General features: G+C 71.9%; 10 protein-coding genes. 3 read left to right on the top strand and 7 right to left on the bottom strand.

Annotated features, from left to right (window positions below):
* Nucleotides 1-17: 17 nt before the first annotated feature.
* From ABD652_RS01500 to ABD652_RS01485, 4 genes are all read right to left on the bottom strand, one after another.
* Nucleotides 18-1,538: a sensor histidine kinase gene (locus tag ABD652_RS01500; RefSeq protein WP_344717436.1), complete on the bottom strand. Its 1,521-nt coding sequence runs from the start codon at nucleotides 1,536-1,538 to the stop codon at nucleotides 18-20.
* A gap of 3 nt (nucleotides 1,539-1,541) precedes the next feature.
* Nucleotides 1,542-6,407, bottom strand: a complete 4,866-nt coding sequence (locus ABD652_RS01495; protein ID WP_344717434.1) for an NAD-glutamate dehydrogenase — start codon at nucleotides 6,405-6,407, stop codon at nucleotides 1,542-1,544.
* Nucleotides 6,408-6,514: 107 nt separating this feature from the next.
* Nucleotides 6,515-8,416 (bottom strand): CpaE/TadZ family protein, encoded by a 1,902-nt coding sequence (locus ABD652_RS01490; RefSeq protein ID WP_344717432.1) that lies wholly within the window; start codon nucleotides 8,414-8,416, stop codon nucleotides 6,515-6,517.
* Nucleotides 8,413-9,171 carry a hypothetical protein gene (locus ABD652_RS01485; RefSeq protein WP_344717430.1) on the bottom strand — a complete coding sequence of 253 codons (759 nt, stop codon included), beginning with the start codon at nucleotides 9,169-9,171 and terminating at the stop codon, nucleotides 8,413-8,415. Before ABD652_RS01485 ends, ABD652_RS01490 begins: the two co-directional genes overlap by 4 nt.
* Nucleotides 9,172-9,448: 277 nt before the next feature.
* Between ABD652_RS01485 and ABD652_RS01480 the strand changes: the two genes are divergently transcribed.
* The gene (locus ABD652_RS01480) at nucleotides 9,449-9,667 is read left to right on the top strand and encodes a helix-turn-helix domain-containing protein (RefSeq protein ID WP_153143459.1); all 219 of its coding nucleotides are present in this window, start codon (nucleotides 9,449-9,451) and stop codon (nucleotides 9,665-9,667) included.
* Nucleotides 9,668-9,688: 21 nt separating this feature from the next.
* Here ABD652_RS01480 and ABD652_RS01475 read toward each other — a convergent pair whose 3' ends face one another.
* Nucleotides 9,689-10,252 (bottom strand): hypothetical protein, encoded by a 564-nt coding sequence (locus ABD652_RS01475; RefSeq protein WP_153143458.1) that lies wholly within the window; start codon nucleotides 10,250-10,252, stop codon nucleotides 9,689-9,691.
* A 358-nt stretch (nucleotides 10,253-10,610) separates the two neighbouring features.
* Here ABD652_RS01475 and ABD652_RS01470 point away from each other — a divergent pair, with 358 nt between their 5' ends.
* Together ABD652_RS01470 and ABD652_RS01465 are read left to right on the top strand one after the other, a co-directional pair.
* Complete coding sequence (locus ABD652_RS01470; RefSeq protein WP_344717427.1) at nucleotides 10,611-11,708, top strand: LysM peptidoglycan-binding domain-containing protein; 1,098 nt, start codon at nucleotides 10,611-10,613, stop codon at nucleotides 11,706-11,708.
* A gap of 121 nt (nucleotides 11,709-11,829) precedes the next feature.
* Nucleotides 11,830-12,477, top strand: a complete 648-nt coding sequence (locus ABD652_RS01465; RefSeq protein WP_344717425.1) for an Rv3235 family protein — start codon at nucleotides 11,830-11,832, stop codon at nucleotides 12,475-12,477.
* Nucleotides 12,478-12,510: 33 nt separating this feature from the next.
* Here ABD652_RS01465 and eda read toward each other — a convergent pair whose 3' ends face one another.
* Both eda and secA read right to left on the bottom strand, forming a co-directional pair.
* Nucleotides 12,511-13,158, bottom strand: coding sequence for a bifunctional 4-hydroxy-2-oxoglutarate aldolase/2-dehydro-3-deoxy-phosphogluconate aldolase (gene eda / locus ABD652_RS01460; protein ID WP_344717423.1), 648 nt, complete (start codon nucleotides 13,156-13,158; stop codon nucleotides 12,511-12,513).
* Nucleotides 13,159-13,211: 53 nt separating this feature from the next.
* A complete protein-coding gene (gene secA / locus ABD652_RS01455; RefSeq protein WP_425574527.1) occupies nucleotides 13,212-15,893 on the bottom strand; it encodes a preprotein translocase subunit SecA in 2,682 nt (893 codons plus the stop codon).
* Nucleotides 15,894-16,137 lie beyond the last annotated feature (244 nt).

Here is a 16,137-nt window from a genome sequence, read left to right as displayed (position 1 = left end):
CCGCGACGACGGGCCGCTCAGCCTGAGACCAGCGGCGCGTGGAGCACCACTTTCGTGCCCGGCCGGGGGTCCTGCCCCTCGCCGCGAGTCCACTCGATGCCGCCGGAGAGCTCGCCGCGGACCAGGGTCTCGACGATCTGCAGCCCCAGACCGGGCGTCCAGTCCTGATCCGGGACGCCGACGCCGTCGTCGACGATCTCCAGATCCAGCCGGCGCCGCCCCGCGGCGTCGGCGTAGCGCGCGGCGCGCAGCTCCACCGTCAGCGGTGCGTCGTCGTCGAGCGCCCCCAGCCCGTGCTCGACGGCGTTGGCCACCACTTCGGTGACCACCAGCGCCAGCGGCGTGACCATGTCCGGAGGCAGCTGCCCGAAGCTGCCCGTCAGACGCGTGGCCACCGAGCGCTCCGACTGGGCCATCTCCGCGGCCAGATGCAGCTGGCGGCGCATCAGCTCGTCGACGTCGACGCTCTCCTCCAGTCCCTTGGACAGCGAGTCGTGGACCATCGCGATGGTCTCCACCCGGCGCATCGCCCGTTGCAGGCCCCCGCGGCCCTCCTCTCCGTCCATCCGCCGGGACTGCATGCGCAGCAGCGCCGAGACCGTCTGGAGATTGTTCTTCACCCGGTGGTGGATCTCCTTGATCGTGGCGTCCTTGCTCATCAGCTGCCGGTCGCGGCGACGCAGCTCGGTGACGTCGCGGCAGAGCACCAGGGCGCCGAAGCGCTCGTCGTCGCGGTATAGGGGCACCGACCGCACCGTGACCACGGCGCCGTGGGCCTCCAGCTCGGTGCGGCTGGCCTTCTTCCCGGTGAGCAGGATCGGCTGGGTCTCGTCGACGGCCACTCCGGTGGCCCGCTGCAGCTCGGCGCCGATGCCGGCCAGCGAGCGTCCCTCCAGCGAGTCCGCGACTCCGAGCCGGGAGAGCGCGGAGATCGCGTTCGGGCTGGCGAAGGAGATCCGTCCCTCGGCGTCGAGGCGCAGCAGCCCGTCACCGACTCGGGGCGCGCCGCCGAAGCTGTTGAACTCGTAGGGGCCCTGCGGCCAGCGCCCCTGCACGATCATCGTCAGCAGGTCCGCCGCGCAGCGCCGATAGGTCAGCTCCAGCCGCGAGGGGGTGCGCAGCGCGGCCACCGAGTAGTGCAGCGTGACCACCGCCAGGGTGCGCCCGCCGCGCAGCACCGGCACCGCCTGCACACGCATCCGTGCCGGCGCGGGCATCCCCTGGTCGGAGGAGTTGGTCTCCACCTGGTGCTTCCAGGCGCGGGCGACCATCGGCTTCAGGTCCGCCCGGATCCGGTCGCCGACGACGTCGCGATGGACCACAGTCTGGGTGGTCGACGGCCGCGCCTGGGCCAGGGCGATGAAGGAGCGCTGCTCCTCGTCGACGAAGCCCTCCTCCGTGGGAGGGAACCAGAGGACCAGATCCGAGAACGCCAGGTCGGCCAGCATCTGCCAGTCGCCCACCAGATGGTGCAGATGGTCGACGTCGGCGGCGTCCAGGTGCTGATGATCCCGCAACGGGTCGTCGAAGACGGCCACGGATCAGGCCCCGATCATGCCGCGCAGGTGACGCAGCAGCACCGTCAGCGAGGCGACGTTGTCGCGGCTGACCTGATTGACCTCGTCGACGAGCTTCTCCACCCGGCTGATCTTCGCCTCATGCGCCTCGCGCCAGCTGAGCAGCCGCGTCTCGGCGTCGCCGGGCTCCGTGGTGGTCAGCACCGACTCGGTCACCTCGCGCACCGCGCGGTAGAGCTCGTCGCGCTGGGCGCCGCGGGCCAGCGCCTGCCACTTGTCCCGGCGCGGCTGGTCGGTGATGCGCACCAGCAGCGCGTCGATGTCGAACTCGGCGTAGACGGCGAAGTAGACGTCGGCGACGTCGGCCGAGTCGACGTCGAGCTCGGCGGCCAGCGCGGCGATGTCCAGCAGCGAGAAGCTCTCGAAGACCTCGCCGACCCAGTCGGCCAGCTGCTCGGGCATCCCGGCGGAGCGGGCGGCCTCGCGCTTGGCCGCCACCCGCCGGCGATCCTCCTCGCGCAGGTGCTCCTCCAGCCGGCCGTAGAGCGGCCGGATGTGCTCGGCGAAGGCCTCGACGTCCTCCTGGACCGAGGTGCCGCGGGCGGCATGGTTGACGAACCAGCGCACCGCCCGATCCAGCAGCCGGCGCATGTCCAGGTACGTGTGGGCCCACTCGTCGCGCGGGAAGCTCACCGGCAGCTCGCGCATCGCCGCGTCGAACTCCCCCAGCCGGAACAGCTCGCGGACGGCGACGAAGGCCCGCACGACCTGCTCCTCGGTCGCGAACGTCTCCTCCATCGCGCGGAAGACGAACGTCGCCCCGCCCATGTCGACCACGTCGTTGGCGACTTCGTTGGCGATGATCTCGCGCTGCAGCGGGTGCCGCGGCAGCTGCGAGGCGAAGCGGTCGGTGAGCGCCGACGGGAAGTACTCCTCCAGCGTGGCGGTGAACCACTCGTCGTCGGGCAGCGAGGACTCCACCAGGGCGCCCTTGAGCTGGATCTTCGACCAGGCCACCAGCACGGCGAGCTCCGGGGAGGTCAGCGGCTCCTCGGCGTCGCGCCGGGCGGCGAGCTGCTCGTCGGTGGGCAGCCCCTCGAGCTCGCGGTCGAGCCCGACGGTCTCCTCGAGCCAGCCCATCAGCCGGTGGAAGCTCGGCGACCAGTCCCCCAGCCGGTGCCGGTCGGTCAGCAGCACCACGTTCTGGTCCCGGTTGGTCTCCAGCACCAGCTCGGCGACCTCCTCGGTCATGCTGTGGAGCAGCTCGGGCCGCTCGTCGGCGTCGAGGTGGCCGGAAGCGACCAGCTGGTCGACCAGGATCTTGATGTTGACCTCGTGGTCGGAGCAGTCGACGCCGGCGGAGTTGTCGATCGCGTCGGTGTTCAGCCGCACGCCCTGCTGGGCGGCCTCGATGCGGCCGGCCTGGGTCAGGCCCAGATTGCCGCCCTCGCCGACGACCCGCGCGCGCAGCTCGCGGCCGTCGACGCGCACCGCGTTGTTCGCGCGGTCGCCGACGTCGTCGTGGCTCTCCTCGGCCGCCTTCACATAGGTGCCGATGCCGCCGTTGTAGAGCAGGTCGACCGGGGCCTTCAGCAGCGCGCCGATCAGCTCCGGCGGGGTCATCTGCTCGACGTCGGCGGGCAGGTCGAAGCGCCGCCGCATCGGCTCGCTGATCGGGATGGTCTTCGCCGTGCGGGAGAAGACGCCGCCGCCGGCCGAGATCAGGCCCTCGTCATAGGCGTCCCAGCCGGACGGCCGCTCGGCGAACAGGCGGCTCCGCTCGGCGAAGCTCGCCGCGGCGTCGGGGTTCGGGTCGATGAAGATGTGCAGGTGGTTGAAGGCGGCGACCAGGCGGATGTGCTCGGAGAGCAGCATCCCGTTGCCGAAGACGTCGCCGGCCATGTCCCCGATGCCGACGACGGTGAAGTCCTCGGACTGGGTATCGTGACCCATCTCGGAGAAGTGCGCCTTCACCGACTCCCAGGCGCCGCGGGCGGTGATGCCCATCTCCTTGTGGTCATAGCCGACCGAGCCGCCGGAGGCGAAGGCGTCGCCGAGCCAGTGGCCGTACTCCTGGGAGATCGCGTTGGCGGTGTCGGAGAAGGTCGCCGTGCCCTTGTCGGCGGCCACGACCAGGTACGGGTCGTCGCCGTCGTGGCGGACGACGGCGCGCGGCGGGACGATCTCCATGACGCCGTCGCGCTCGACCTGGTTGTCGGTGACGTCGAGCAGTCCGCGGATGAAGGTCCGGTAGGCCGCCTTGCCGGCCTCCATCCACTCGGCCCGGCCGACGGACTGGTCGGGCAGCTGCTTGGGATAGAAGCCGCCCTTGGCCCCGGAGGGCACGATGACCGCGTTCTTGACCATCTGGGCCTTGACCAGCCCCAGGACCTCGGTGCGGAAGTCCTCCTGCCGGTCCGACCAGCGCAGCCCGCCGCGGGCGACCTTGGCGAAGCGCAGATGCACGCCCTCGACGTCGGGGGCGTAGACGAAGACCTCGTGCGCCGGCCGCGGCTCGGGCGCCGAGTCGACGCGGTCCGGGGCGATCTTCAGCGCCACCCGGACATGACCCTGGTGGACGTTGGTCCGCTCCGTGGCGTCGATGAGGTTCAGGAAGGCGCTCAGCACCCGGTCGGCATCGAGGGTGCGGACCTGCTCGAGGGCGTCCAGGACCTCCTGACGACGGCGGTCCATGAGCTGCTCGCGGTCCTCCGCGCCGCCGTCCTCGCCTCCGGTCCCGACCGCCGGGTCGAAGCGGGCCTCGAAGTGCCGCACCAGGGCGAGGGCGACCTCCGGATTCTGCCGCAGCGTCTCGGCGAGGAAGTCGTAGGAGTGCGAGCTGCCGAGCTGGCGCATGTACTTCGCGTAGGCCCGCAGCACGATGACGGTGCGGATGTCGAGGCCCAGGCGCAGCACCAGTCGGGAGAAGACGTCGGACTCGGCGGTGCCGAGCAGCACCTGCGAGTAGGCCTCCTCCAGCTGACCGATGTCCACCGAGCCGGCCTCGATCCCCTCCGGGTATCCGATCCCCAGATCGTAGAGGTGGAAGATCGATCCGTCGCCGCAGGTCAGCGTGTAGGAGCGCTCATCGAGGATGGACAGCCCGAAATCGTCGAGCACCGGCAGCGTCTCGGTCAGCGTCTTCGGCTCGGTCAGGTAGAGCTTCAGGCGCATGTCGGCGGGGTCCTCGCCGCCCGGGGCGTAGAACTGCATCCGCGGGCCGGCCTCCGGATGCGCCTCGAGCTGCTCGAGCTCGGCAATGTCGGCCAGAGCCTCGGGCACCTCGTAGACCACGCGGTAGTCGTCGGGGAAGGCCTCGCCCCAGCGCCCGGCGATGCGCTCGGCCTCTCCTTCGGGGCGGCTCGCCGCCGCCTCCTGCGCGATGCCCTCGCCCCAGGAGCGGATGGTCCGGGCGAGCTTGGCCTGGAGCTCCTCGATGCTCAGCGCCATCTCCGCGGCGTCGTCGGACAGCCGCATGCGGAAGAACAGCCGCGCGAGCACCGACTCGGTCAGCCGGACGTTGAAGTCGATCGACTCTGCGTCGACGTGCCGCATCAGCTCGTCCTGCACGCGCCGCCGCACTGCCGTGTTGAACCGGTCGCGGGGCATGTAGAGCAGCGCGGTCATGAACCGCCCGTGGAGGTCCTTGCGGAGGAACAGCTTGATCCGCCGCCGCTCCTGCAGCTGCAGGATCTGCCAGGCGGTGTCCTCGACCTCCGTGATGTCCATCTGGAGCAGCTCGTTGCGCGGGTAGACCTCCAGGATCTGCAGCAGGTCGGCGCCGGAGTGCGAGTCGGGGCTGAAGCCCGAGCGGCGCAGCAGCTGGTCGGCCCGCGAGCGCAGCAGCGGGATGTTCACGATGGACTGGGTGTAGGCGCTCTGGCTGAACAGTCCGACGAAGCGCCGCTCGCCGGCGACGGAGCCGTCGGAGCCGAAGGTCTTCACCGCGACGTAGTCCATGTAGGTCCGACGCCGGACGCTGGAGCGGGTGTTGGCCTTGGTGATCACCAGCGCCCGCTCCCGCGCCGACTCCTCGGCAGACCCCTCGGCGGAGGCCTCGGGGCTCCGCTCGCGTGCCGGCTCCCGGTGCAGCGCCTCCAGCCCGTGGCGCTCGGCGAGGATCCCCAGCGCGCTGTCGGGCTGCGGGACGAGCTGGGCGCCGTCGGCGGAGTCGCGGTCCAGCACGTACTCGCAGTAGCCGAGGAAGAGGAAGTTGCCGTCGGCCATCCAGTCGAGCAGGTCCGCCGATTCGGCGGCCTCCTCGATGCTGTCGTTCTCGCGCAGCAGTCCCGCCGCTCCGCGGGCCCGCCCGCCCATCCGGTCCTGATCGCGGTGGCTGGCGGCGACGTCGCCGATCACCCGCCGAAGCCCCTCGGTGAGCTCGCCGGCCTGCTCCTCGTCGATCGGATGATCGATGTCGACGGCGATCCAGGACTCCACGGCGGTGCGCCGGGACTCGTCGTCGACGAGCGCGGCGAGGTCGGGCAGCGTCTGCGTGTCGCCGGAGGACATCCCGGGCTGGGCGGTGGGTACCTCGCGGACGGCGAGCAGCTCGCCGCTCGTCGTCTCCCGGGTGGTCAGCACGATCGGGTGCACGACCAGGGACATCGCCAGCCCGTGTCGGGAGACCTCGGCGGTGACCGAGTCGACCAGGTGGGGCATGTCGTCGGTGACGACCATGGCGATGCTGCGCCGCTCGCCGACGACGACTGCGGCCTCGGGAGCGGCGTCGGTGCGCCGCCCCGCCAGCTGGAGATGCTCCTCGACGCGGGCCCGCTGGTCGGCCCGGCTGACCGTCCGCAGATCGTCGGAGGCGACGTGCGCGAAGTATGCGCCCCGCAGCGTCTCCACCTCAGAGTCGTCGCGCGTCCAGAGAACTGTCTCGGCCATGTGCCCCTCGCTCACTCGGATGTGCCGCGGCTCAGCAGTGCGGAGCCGGACCACGTCGTCCAGGTTCCGAACCTCACCCTATCGCGTCCGCCGCGTGAGCCGGTGCGTCACCGCGACTCGGCGCCGGCCCCCGTGTCGGCGTCCGTGTCCGTGCCCGCATCCGTGCCCGCGTCGGCACGCGCCGGCGTGCTCTCCTGCTCAGTCGACCCCGAGGACGTGGTGCCGTCGCCGCCGGCGACGCCGTCATCGGCCTCCGCACTCCGGGTCGCCGCATCGGCGGAGACGGCCGCCTCGGCCTCCGGGGCCTCCGTCCCACCTCGGCCGCCGCGGCCGCGACGGTCCGCGCGGCGACGGGAGCGCCGCTCTCCGCCCCGGCGCCGGCCGAAGAGCCCGCGCCGCCGTTCGGCCAGCTCCACACCGGCCAGCGCGGCGATGCCGCGACGCAGCTCCGATCCCGGGGCCGCCTCCGCCAGGACCTGCCCGCGCAGCAGCGCGACGTCGCAGGCCTCGCGATCCCACGGCAGATGCCGGACGATCGTCGCCGCCGCGCCCCAGTGGGCCCAGGCTTCGGCGACCTGCTCCGCGGGCGACCGCCCGACCGCCTGCGCGCGCAGCTGGTTGATCACCACCTGCGGCTCCGGCGTCTCCGGCACCAGCAGCCGCCGCTCCTCCAGGGCCTTGACCAGCCGCGGGAAGCTGACGGGGTCGGCGGCGCCGACGGCCAGCACGCTGTCGGCCTCCTCCAGCGCCGCCACCGCCGCGGCATGCCGCTGCGGGGCGAAGGTGTCATAGGTGAGGTCCTCGTCCTGTTCGATGGAGGCGGAGACGTCGACGACGACATGGTCGTATTCGTCCCGCGCCATCTGCAGCACCTGGCGCAGGCCGCGCTCGCGCAGCTCGCGCCAGCGATCGGCGCGCGGCAGACCGGTCAGCAGGTGCAGCCGCCAGCCGGCGACGTCGACCAGCGTGACGATCCGCCGCAGCCGGGAGGCGTCCAGCCGTCCGAGATCGGCCTGGCGGCAGGCCTGGGCGAGCCCCGCCGACTCCTCGATGAGGCCGAGCTGCACCGCCGCCGAGGCGGCCACCGTGTCCGCGTCGATCAGCAGCACGCTGCGCCCGGTGCCGGCGAGCTCGGCGGCCATGTTCACCGCGGTGGTCGTCCGCCCCGGACTTCCCGGCGCGCCCCAGACCACTGTGATGCCCTGCACCGGGGAGTCGGACTGCTCGGATGCGGGATCCTCGGAGTCCGCCGCCGCGCGGTCCGCAGTCTCCGCGGTCGCCGCCCTCTCCGCACCGTCCGCACCGATGTCGCCGTCGGCGGGAGCCTCGCCGCTCGCCGCGAGTCGCGGACCGTGCGCTCCGGCGGACGCCGCGTCGTCGACGTCCTCCGCCTCGCCGCGGTCGCCGGCCCCGTCGGCGTCGCTCCCGGCGGCGTCGGCGGCCGGATCCTCCGGACGCTCCGCGGTGGAGGCCCCCGGCTCGCGGGCGTCCGTGCCGTCCGTGCCATCCGGGCCATCCGGGCCATCGGTGCCGTCGTTGCCGTCCTTGCGCCCAGCACCGGAGGAGGAATCGCCGACCCCCGCCTCGAGGGCGTCGCCCTCCGGATCCGGCGGACCTTCGGCGGCGACCAGCGCCTCGAGCTCGGCGTCGAGCTCCTCCGGCGGCTCGATCTCCTCGCCGCGGAGCGCCGGGGCCAGCAGATGGACGCCGACGTCGTCGGGCAGGGCCGCGATGCCCAGCGCCGCCAGCCGCCGGCGCTCGTCGGCGAGATCGGAGATCGCCACCACGACGACGTCGTCCTCGCGCAGCTCGGCCAGACGGCTGCCCGTCAGTTCCTCGGTGCCGCCGACGATCAGCGCCGCGTCGGCGCGCCCGGCTCGGGCGGCGGCGATCAGCTCGACCAGGTCGGAGCAGCGGCGGTCGACGGTGACATCACTGTGGAGTCCCTCGATCGCGGCGATGTGGTCCCGGTGGAGATGTCCGGTGGTGACGACCGAGCAGCGTCTCACTCGGATCCCTCCCCGCCGGAGCCGCCGCCGGACTCGCCGGAGCCGCCGGAGCTCTCCTCGGAATCGCCCTCGGAGCCGCCCTCGACCATCGCCTCGGCCTCGGGCTCCGGAGAGCCCGCCGGGAGCACCGAGACGACGGCCTGGGAGCTGCCGGCGGCGAGGATCGCGGGCACCTGCTCCGGATCCACCAGGACTTCGACCTCCAGCGCCGACTGCGCGCCGAAGGTGGAGCTGGACTCGGAGATCTCGGAGACCTCGGCGCCGGCGGTCAGCTGTTCGACGGTGGCCTCGTCGCCGGCCATCCGCCCGGGCGTGGCCGCCCAGACGTCGACCTGCCGGCCGGTCTCCACCGCCTGGGCCAGCGGGTGCTCCACCATCAGCGTCAGGGCCTGCCGCCCCTGCGGGTCGGCGTCGTCGACCGACCGCCGCGGGACCAGCTCACCCTCCTCGACGACGGAGACGAACTGCTGCTCGGCGGGCAGCTCCTCGTCGGCGAGCAGGTAGTCGTCGCGGACCTCGTCGATCTGCACGTTGACCACGCGCAGGTCCTCCTCGTCCACCGACTCGCCCACGCTCAGCGTGTGCGCGGCCGCGTAGACGGGCGTCGTGCGGTCCTGGGCCGAGACCAGCGCGACCACGCCGGCCACCGAGGCCAGCACGATCACGATCCCCACGAGCAGGCGCGGGTCCTTCCAGCTGGGGCGCTTCAGCCGGTCCGCGGCCGACTCGGCCGTCCCCTTCATCTCAGACGTCATGCGTTTCCTCGCGTCGCTCTCCGGGCCGGGACTGCCCGTCCCGTCTGTGCACCCGGACAGGGTAGACGACTGGAGGCGGGGCTGACCCATCGTCGAGCTCCGGCTGTGGAAAACCCAGGTCGGCGCCGAGCTTGTGGATGAAACATCCCGTCGTCCCGGCCGTTGTGCCACAATCGATCACAACGGACGAACGCGGAACGATCCGCATCGTCCGACCGCGAAACCCATGAAATGCGCCGATCCCCGCCGATCGGCGGCGACCTGACGGAGGTATCCGATGCGCCGCTTCCTGACCCTTCCTGATGTGGCCGAGGTGCTCAACATCTCGATGGATCAGACCCGGAGCCTGGTGCGCAGCGGGGAGCTCGAGGGCATCCAGGTCGGGGGCCGCGGCCAGTGGCGCGTGGAGGAGGCCAAGCTCGACGAGTACATCGAGCACCAGTACGCCCTGCAGCGCGAGGCGCGCGAGCAGCGCCGCCACGAATCCACCGCCTGAGGCGCCGGCCCGCCTCCCGGCTCACATCACCGGGCCGTCCTCGCTGCGGACCAGCGTGATCGCCGACAGCGGCACAGTGCGCAGCCCGTGGCCCTCACGCGCCCGCGGCGTCTCGCCCGGACGCGTGCGCGCCACGTCGACGTGATCACGCCCGACGGCGGCCAGCAGTCCGGTGGCCAGCACGTCGGCCTGCGCCGAGAGCAGCGAGACCACGGCACGATCCCGCCCCAGCGCCCGCAGCGCGCTGGTCATGCGCAGCCGCCGTCGCGTCGGCGAGGTCTCCTCCTGCGCCCGCCGCGGCAGACCGTCGACGGCGAGCACCGCCTCCAGCGGCACCAGCACGCCGACGTGCCCCTCCGCGCCGGCCAGCCAGTCCTCGCCGACGGTGTCCACGTCCACGACCATCGAGCCGGCCCCGGCGACGATCATGCTCACCCGCGCGCCCCGCTGAGCACGCAGCCGGTCGGCGAAGGGCACCGTCGCGCGCTCGGCGCGCACCGCCTCGGCGATCTCCCGATCACGCTCCTCGGCGGCACCGGCCTCCCACTGAGCCTCCAGATCGGCGAACAGCGCATCCCAACGCATCTTCTCGGCCTCCCCTCCCGCCTCGCCCCGGCCCGGGCGACGCGCTCGACGGTGCTCGCCCGCCGTCCGGCCGGACGCGGCGCGGCACGCATGATCGCGTGCAGTGGACATCATGACGCATCCGCCCCGCGATCCGCTCCCCGCCGAGCCGCGCACTCTCCTCCCTCCGTCCGACGACGCTGACCAGGGACGACACCTCTCGACTGAGAACGGAGATCAAGAGACACCCAGATCGCCGCATCCAGTCTCATCTCGACCAAATCGCATCAAACCGCATGATCGGTGTACAGTCTCTCTCACGACGGCCGCTCGCCGAAGAACGCACCGGCGCCGTCCGATGAGGAGAAGGAGCTCGCCGATGTCCGCGATCCATGCACCGGCCCCGTCGCCGGTCGCCGGCCGCCCCGCCCCCTCGCGGGCTTCCGCCGCCGACGTGGTCCTGACGCTGCTGGTCGTCGTCAGCGGTCCGCTGCTGCTGGTGCTCGGCGCTGTGCTGATGTCCGGGGCCGAGACCTCCGCGGCCCGCCTGCTGCGGCCGGAGGCGTCCACGCTGCAGGTCTGGGGTGCGACTCTCGAGGAGCAGCGGCAGGCCCTGGCCGTCGGAGACCTGCAGGCCGTCGAGGAGCTCATCGGCCTGCTGTGCGTCGCATTCGGCGTGCTGCTGAGCCTGCTCGCCGCGCTCTCGGTGGTCGCCACCGCCCTGCTGCAGCTGAGCCGACGCATCGGCGTCCGGCGCGGCACCGCGCTGCTGGAGCTCCTCTCCCCCGGCTTCATGCGGCGCGCGCTGGTGATCGCCCTGGGCGCCCAGATGGCTGTCATGGGCACCGCCGCCGGAGTCTCGAGCTCCGTGGCGTCGCAGACGACGGTGCCGACGCCCACCGCCGCCGCCCAGGACGAGCAGGACGACCAGGACGACGAGGACGCCGAGGATGCCGAGGCCGGTTCGACGGCGGGCGCGGACTCCGACCTGGTGGCCGACCGTGGGGACCAGTTCCCGGACCCGCTGTTCGCTCCGGCGCCGGCCGCCGACGACGAGGACGCCGGCGACGGGGCCGGCGACGCGTCGAGCGCCGATTCCGAGGCCCCGTCGGAGGACTCCCCGGACAGCTCCTCCGACAGCTCCTCCGAGGGATCCGAGGAGTCCGACGGGTCCGACGGGTCGACGACGTCGCGGCCCGCGGGGCCCCAGCGGACGACCTCCCCCGAGCCCGGGGACCGGCTCACCGGCGGCCAGACCCGCTCTGCCGCCGACGAGGCCGACCACGTGGTCGTCCAGTCCGGCGACACGCTCTGGAGTATCGCCGCCGAGCATCTGGGCCAGGAAGCCGCCGACGCACAGATCGCGGCCGAATGGCCGCGCTGGTACGCCGCCAATCGAGCGACGATCGGCGACGATCCCTCCGAGCTGCGGCCCGGCATGGTGCTCGAGCTGCCCGACGAGCGTTCCCGCGGCTGAGCACCGGGGCGCCGACCGCGCCCCACGACCGACACCGACTGCGCACCGACCGAGAACCGACTGAGCACGATCGATCGCCGCCGACGGAGAGCCCGCGACGGCCGAGCGAAAGGACGAGCCGATGACTGCGACCGCCCTCGAGAACCGGAGCGGAGCCGACGAGCCGGGACGTCGCCGCATGCGGCGCCACGTGCGGACGCCCCACGGCGACCCGCTGATCCGGCACGATGCCCACCTCGCCGGCGAGCCCGCCGCCGAGCGTCCCGGGCCGGCCCCGGTCGACCCGCTGGCCGCCCGGCGCGGCACGACCACGCCGACGCTGCTGCGTCAGCTGGAGGGATCGGCGGAGCTCGCCGCGACGGCGGAGACCGACGGGGACCGGCGCCGTCCGACCCAGCTGGCCGGGCTGCGTGAGGAACGGCGGCAGATCGTGGCGATCTCGCGCATCGTCTGCCAGGCGACGATGGAGTCGCTGAGCGGCGCCCGGCCGGTGAAGCAGATGCAGCACTGGCTGGAGGCCTGCGTCTACCAGAAGGTCTGCGAGCGGGCCGAGCTGATGGCCCGGCGCCGCACCGACGGTCCGGACGAGCAGGCGCCGGCTCCGACCCCGCGTCCGCTGGAGATCCGGCAGGTCCGCGCCGACCATGTCGAAGGCGGGATCTGGGAGGCCTCGGTGATCTTCACCGAGGACGCCCGCACTCGCGCCTGTGCGATGCGCATGGAGGCCCACCGCGGGCGCTGGCGCGTCGTCGCCCTCGAGATGGGCTGAACGCCCCGCGCCGGATCTGGACCCTGCCGGGGGTCAGCCGTCCTGCGGCGGAGCCAGCGCGGCCGCCTCGCGGGCCAGCGACTCGATGCGGTCCCAGTCCTCGGCCTCGACCACCTGCCGCGGCGTCAGCCAGGTGCCGCCGACGCAGGCGACGTTCGGCAGCGCCAGGTACTGCGGCGCGGAGGCCGCGGTGATGCCTCCGGTCGGGCAGAATCGCGCCTCCGGCACCGGCCCGGCGAGCGCGCGCAGATGCTCCGCCCCGCCCGCGGCCTCCGCCGGGAAGAACTTCACCGACGTCACGCCGGCCTCGAGCACGGTCAGCACCTCCGAGACGCTCGCGGTCCCCGGCAGGACGGGCAGCCCGGAGTCGACCATCGCGGCCAGCAGCGCCGGCGTCGTGCCCGGCGAGACCAGGAACTGCGCTCCGGCGTCGCAGGCTCGACGGACCTGATCGGGGGCGGTCACCGTGCCGGCGCCGACGAGGATCTCGGGCACCTCCTCGGCCACGGCGGCGACGGCCTCCAGGGCGTCCGGAGTGCGCAGCGTGATCTCCACGATGGGCACGCCGCCGGAGGCGAGGGCGCGCGCCAGGGGCACGGCATGCGCCCGCTCGCGGATCTCGACCACCGGGATGACCGGTGCGACGTCGAGCGGGTCGGGACGGGCCGGGGTTCGGGACATCGCGGGTCTCCTCGGTGCGTCAGGACGGCGCCCGGGGCGGCGTCCCGGTTCGCTCAGCGGGTCGGGCGGGTCTCCGTGGTCGAGTCGCCGGTCTCGCTGGGCGCGGTGTACTCCAGCTCGGCGTCGTCCTCGCCGCTCTGCGCATCCTCCATGCCGGGCACGGAGACCTGCTGGTCGGCGGAGTCGGCCGCGTTCTCCGTCCTGCCGGACCGCGCAGCCGCCTGCACCTGCGGCGAGGCCGTGCGCACCTCGGCGTTGAAGAGGTAGCGCACCGAGTCCTCGCGGATCGTGTCGGCCATCGTCTGGAAGAGCTGGTAGCCCTCCCGCTGATACTCGACCAGCGGGTCGCGCTGAGCCATCGACCGCAGGCCGATCCCAGACTTCAGGTAGTCCATCTCGTAGAGGTGCTCCTGCCACTTCTCGTCGATGACGGAGAGCAGCACGCGACGCTCGAGCTGGCGGATGGCGTCCTCGCCGAGCTCGTTCTCCTTGTTCTCGTAGGCGACCTTCGCATCGGAGATGATCTCGCGCTTGAGCATCTTCACCGTCAGCTGGTCGACGCCGCCGGCCTCCTCGACGACGTCCTCGATCGTCAGCGCGATCGGGTAGAGCCCGGAGAGCTCCTCCCAGAGGGCCTCCAGATCCCAGTCCTCGGAGGAGCTCGCGGTGGTGTGCTCGTCGATCATGAGTCCGACGGCGTCCTCGATGAAGTGCTGGACCTTCTCATGGACGTCGTCGCCCTCGAGGATCCGTCGGCGGTCGGAGTAGATCGCCTGGCGCTGACGGTTGAGCACGTCGTCGTACTTCAGCACGTTCTTGCGCATCTCGGTGTTCTGACCCTCGCGCTGCTGCTGGGCGTTGGCGATGGCGCTGGAGACGAACTTGTGCTCGACCGGGATCTGATCGTCCATGGCCTTGGAGTTCATGATCCGCTGGGCGGCGGCCTGGTTGAACAGACGCATCAGATCGTCGGTCAGCGAGATGTAGAAGCGGGACTCGCCGGGGTCGCCCTGTCGTCCGGAGCGGCCGCGCAGCTGGTTGTCGATGCGGCGCGACTGGTGACGCTCAGTGCCCAGCACGTAGAGGCCGCCGCGCTCGCGGACCTCGTCGCCCTCGGCCTCGGCCTCCTCCTTGGCCTGATCGAAGACCTCGCGCCACTTCGCCTCGTACTCCTCGGAGTTCTCCACCGGGTCCAGGCCCAGCTTCTCCATCTCATGGACGGCCTTGAACTCGGCGTTGCCGCCGAGCATGATGTCGGTGCCGCGGCCGGCCATGTTGGTCGCGACGGTGACCGCTCCGCGGCGGCCGGCCTGCGCGACGATCGCGGCCTCGCGCTCGTGGTTCTTCGCGTTGAGGACCTCGTGGCGGATGCCGGCCTTCGCCAGCAGCTTCGACAGGTACTCGGACTTCTCCACCGACTCGGTGCCGACGAGGACCGGCTGGCCCTTCTTGTTCCGCTCGACGAGGTCCTCGAGCACGGCGTCGAACTTCACGACCTCGTTCTTGTAGACGAGGTCATTGTGGTCCTCCCGCTGGCGCGGCTTGTTCGGCGGGATCGGGACCACGCCGAGCTGATAGGTGGACATGAACTCGGCGGCCTCGGTCTCGGCGGTGCCGGTCATGCCGGAGAGCTTCTCGTAGCTGCGGAAGTAGTTCTGCAACGTGACCGTCGCCCGCGTCTGGTTCTCGGGCTTGATCTGCACGCTCTCCTTGGCCTCGATGGCCTGGTGCAGACCCTCGTTGTAGCGGCGGCCCTTGAGCATGCGCCCGGTGTGCTCGTCGACGATGTGGACCTCGCCGCGGACGACGACGTAGTCGGTGTCCCGCTTGTAGAGCTCCTTGGCCCGGATGGCGTTGTTCAGGTACTGGATCAGGGTCGTGTTGCGCGACTCGTAGAGGTTCTCGATGCCCAGGTAGTCCTCGACCTTGTCGATCCCGGACTCGAGCACGCCGACGGTGCGCTTCTTCTCGTCGACCTCGTAGTCGGTGTCCTTCTCCAGCTTCGTCACCAGCGTCGCGAAGTCGGAGTACCAGCGGGAGATGCCGCCGGTGGCCGCGCCGGAGATGATCAGCGGGGTGCGCGCCTCGTCGATGAGGATGGAGTCGATCTCGTCGATGATGGCGAAATGATGCTCGCGCTGGACCAGGTCGTCCAGCGACTGGGCCATGTTGTCGCGCAGGAAGTCGAAGCCGAACTCGTTGTTCGTCCCGTAGGTGATGTCGGCGGCGTAGGCCTCGCGCCGCTGGGCCGGCTGCATGTCGTTGGTGATGGTGCCGACGTTCAGCCCCAGGAAGCGGTGCACACGCCCCATCAGCTCCGACTGGTACTTGGCCAGGTAGTCGTTGACGGTGATGATGTGCACGCCCTTGCCGGTGAGCGCGTTCAGGTACGACGGCAGCGTGGCGACCAGCGTCTTGCCCTCGCCGGTGCCCATCTCGGCGATGTTGCCGTGGTGCAGCGCGGCCCCGCCCATGACCTGGACGTCGAAGTGCCGCTGGCCCAGCGTGCGGTCGGCGGCCTCGCGGACCGTCGCGAAGGCCTCGGGCAGCAGGGAGTCCAGCGATTCGCCGTCGCGATGCCGCTCCTTGAAGCGCTCGGTCTCGGCACGCAGCTCGGCGTCGGACAGCTCCTTGAACTCGTCCTCGAGAAGGTTGACGGCGTCGGTCTGCGACCGCAGCGTCTTGAGGATCTTCTTGTCCCCGGTCTTGAGGATTCGTTCGAGCAGAGTAGGCACAGCCGGTTCTCCATCAGGTTCGTACTGGGGCACGGCCCCGACGTCGACGCCGCCGGCACCGGCCGGCGCACCGTCGACGTCGCCCTCGGCGCCCGGTCCGGACGCGGTCGCGCACGAGTGCCGTGTGCTGAGGGCCACGCGGGAGCCTCGGTCAGTCTACGCCGTCCGTCTCAACTGTGCCTAAAGGTTCCCCGAGTCCCGTCTCGACGTCAGCCGGGGGCCTCGCCCCGGCGCACCGCCGGGA

This window comes from Nesterenkonia halobia (genome assembly GCF_039536005.1).
Lineage (GTDB): Bacteria > Actinomycetota > Actinomycetes > Actinomycetales > Micrococcaceae > Nesterenkonia > Nesterenkonia halobia.
The sequence above is the reverse complement of the archived record's forward strand: the minus strand, read 5'-3'. Positions and strand labels throughout refer to the sequence as shown.

What these genes read in the sequence shown, in the direction of transcription:
- ABD652_RS01495 (WP_344717434.1), bottom strand. Translation starts at nt 6,407, where the DNA reads ATGGCCGAGACAGTTCTCTGGACGCGCGACGACTCTGAGGTGGAGACG.
- ABD652_RS01485 (WP_344717430.1), bottom strand. Translation starts at nt 9,171, where the DNA reads ATGACGTCTGAGATGAAGGGGACGGCCGAGTCGGCCGCGGACCGGCTG.
- ABD652_RS01480 (WP_153143459.1), top strand. Translation starts at nt 9,449, where the DNA reads ATGCGCCGCTTCCTGACCCTTCCTGATGTGGCCGAGGTGCTCAACATC.
- ABD652_RS01475 (WP_153143458.1), bottom strand. Translation starts at nt 10,252, where the DNA reads ATGCGTTGGGATGCGCTGTTCGCCGATCTGGAGGCTCAGTGGGAGGCC.
- ABD652_RS01470 (WP_344717427.1), top strand. Translation starts at nt 10,611, where the DNA reads ATGTCCGCGATCCATGCACCGGCCCCGTCGCCGGTCGCCGGCCGCCCC.
- ABD652_RS01465 (WP_344717425.1), top strand. Translation starts at nt 11,830, where the DNA reads ATGACTGCGACCGCCCTCGAGAACCGGAGCGGAGCCGACGAGCCGGGA.
- eda (WP_344717423.1), bottom strand. Translation starts at nt 13,158, where the DNA reads ATGTCCCGAACCCCGGCCCGTCCCGACCCGCTCGACGTCGCACCGGTC.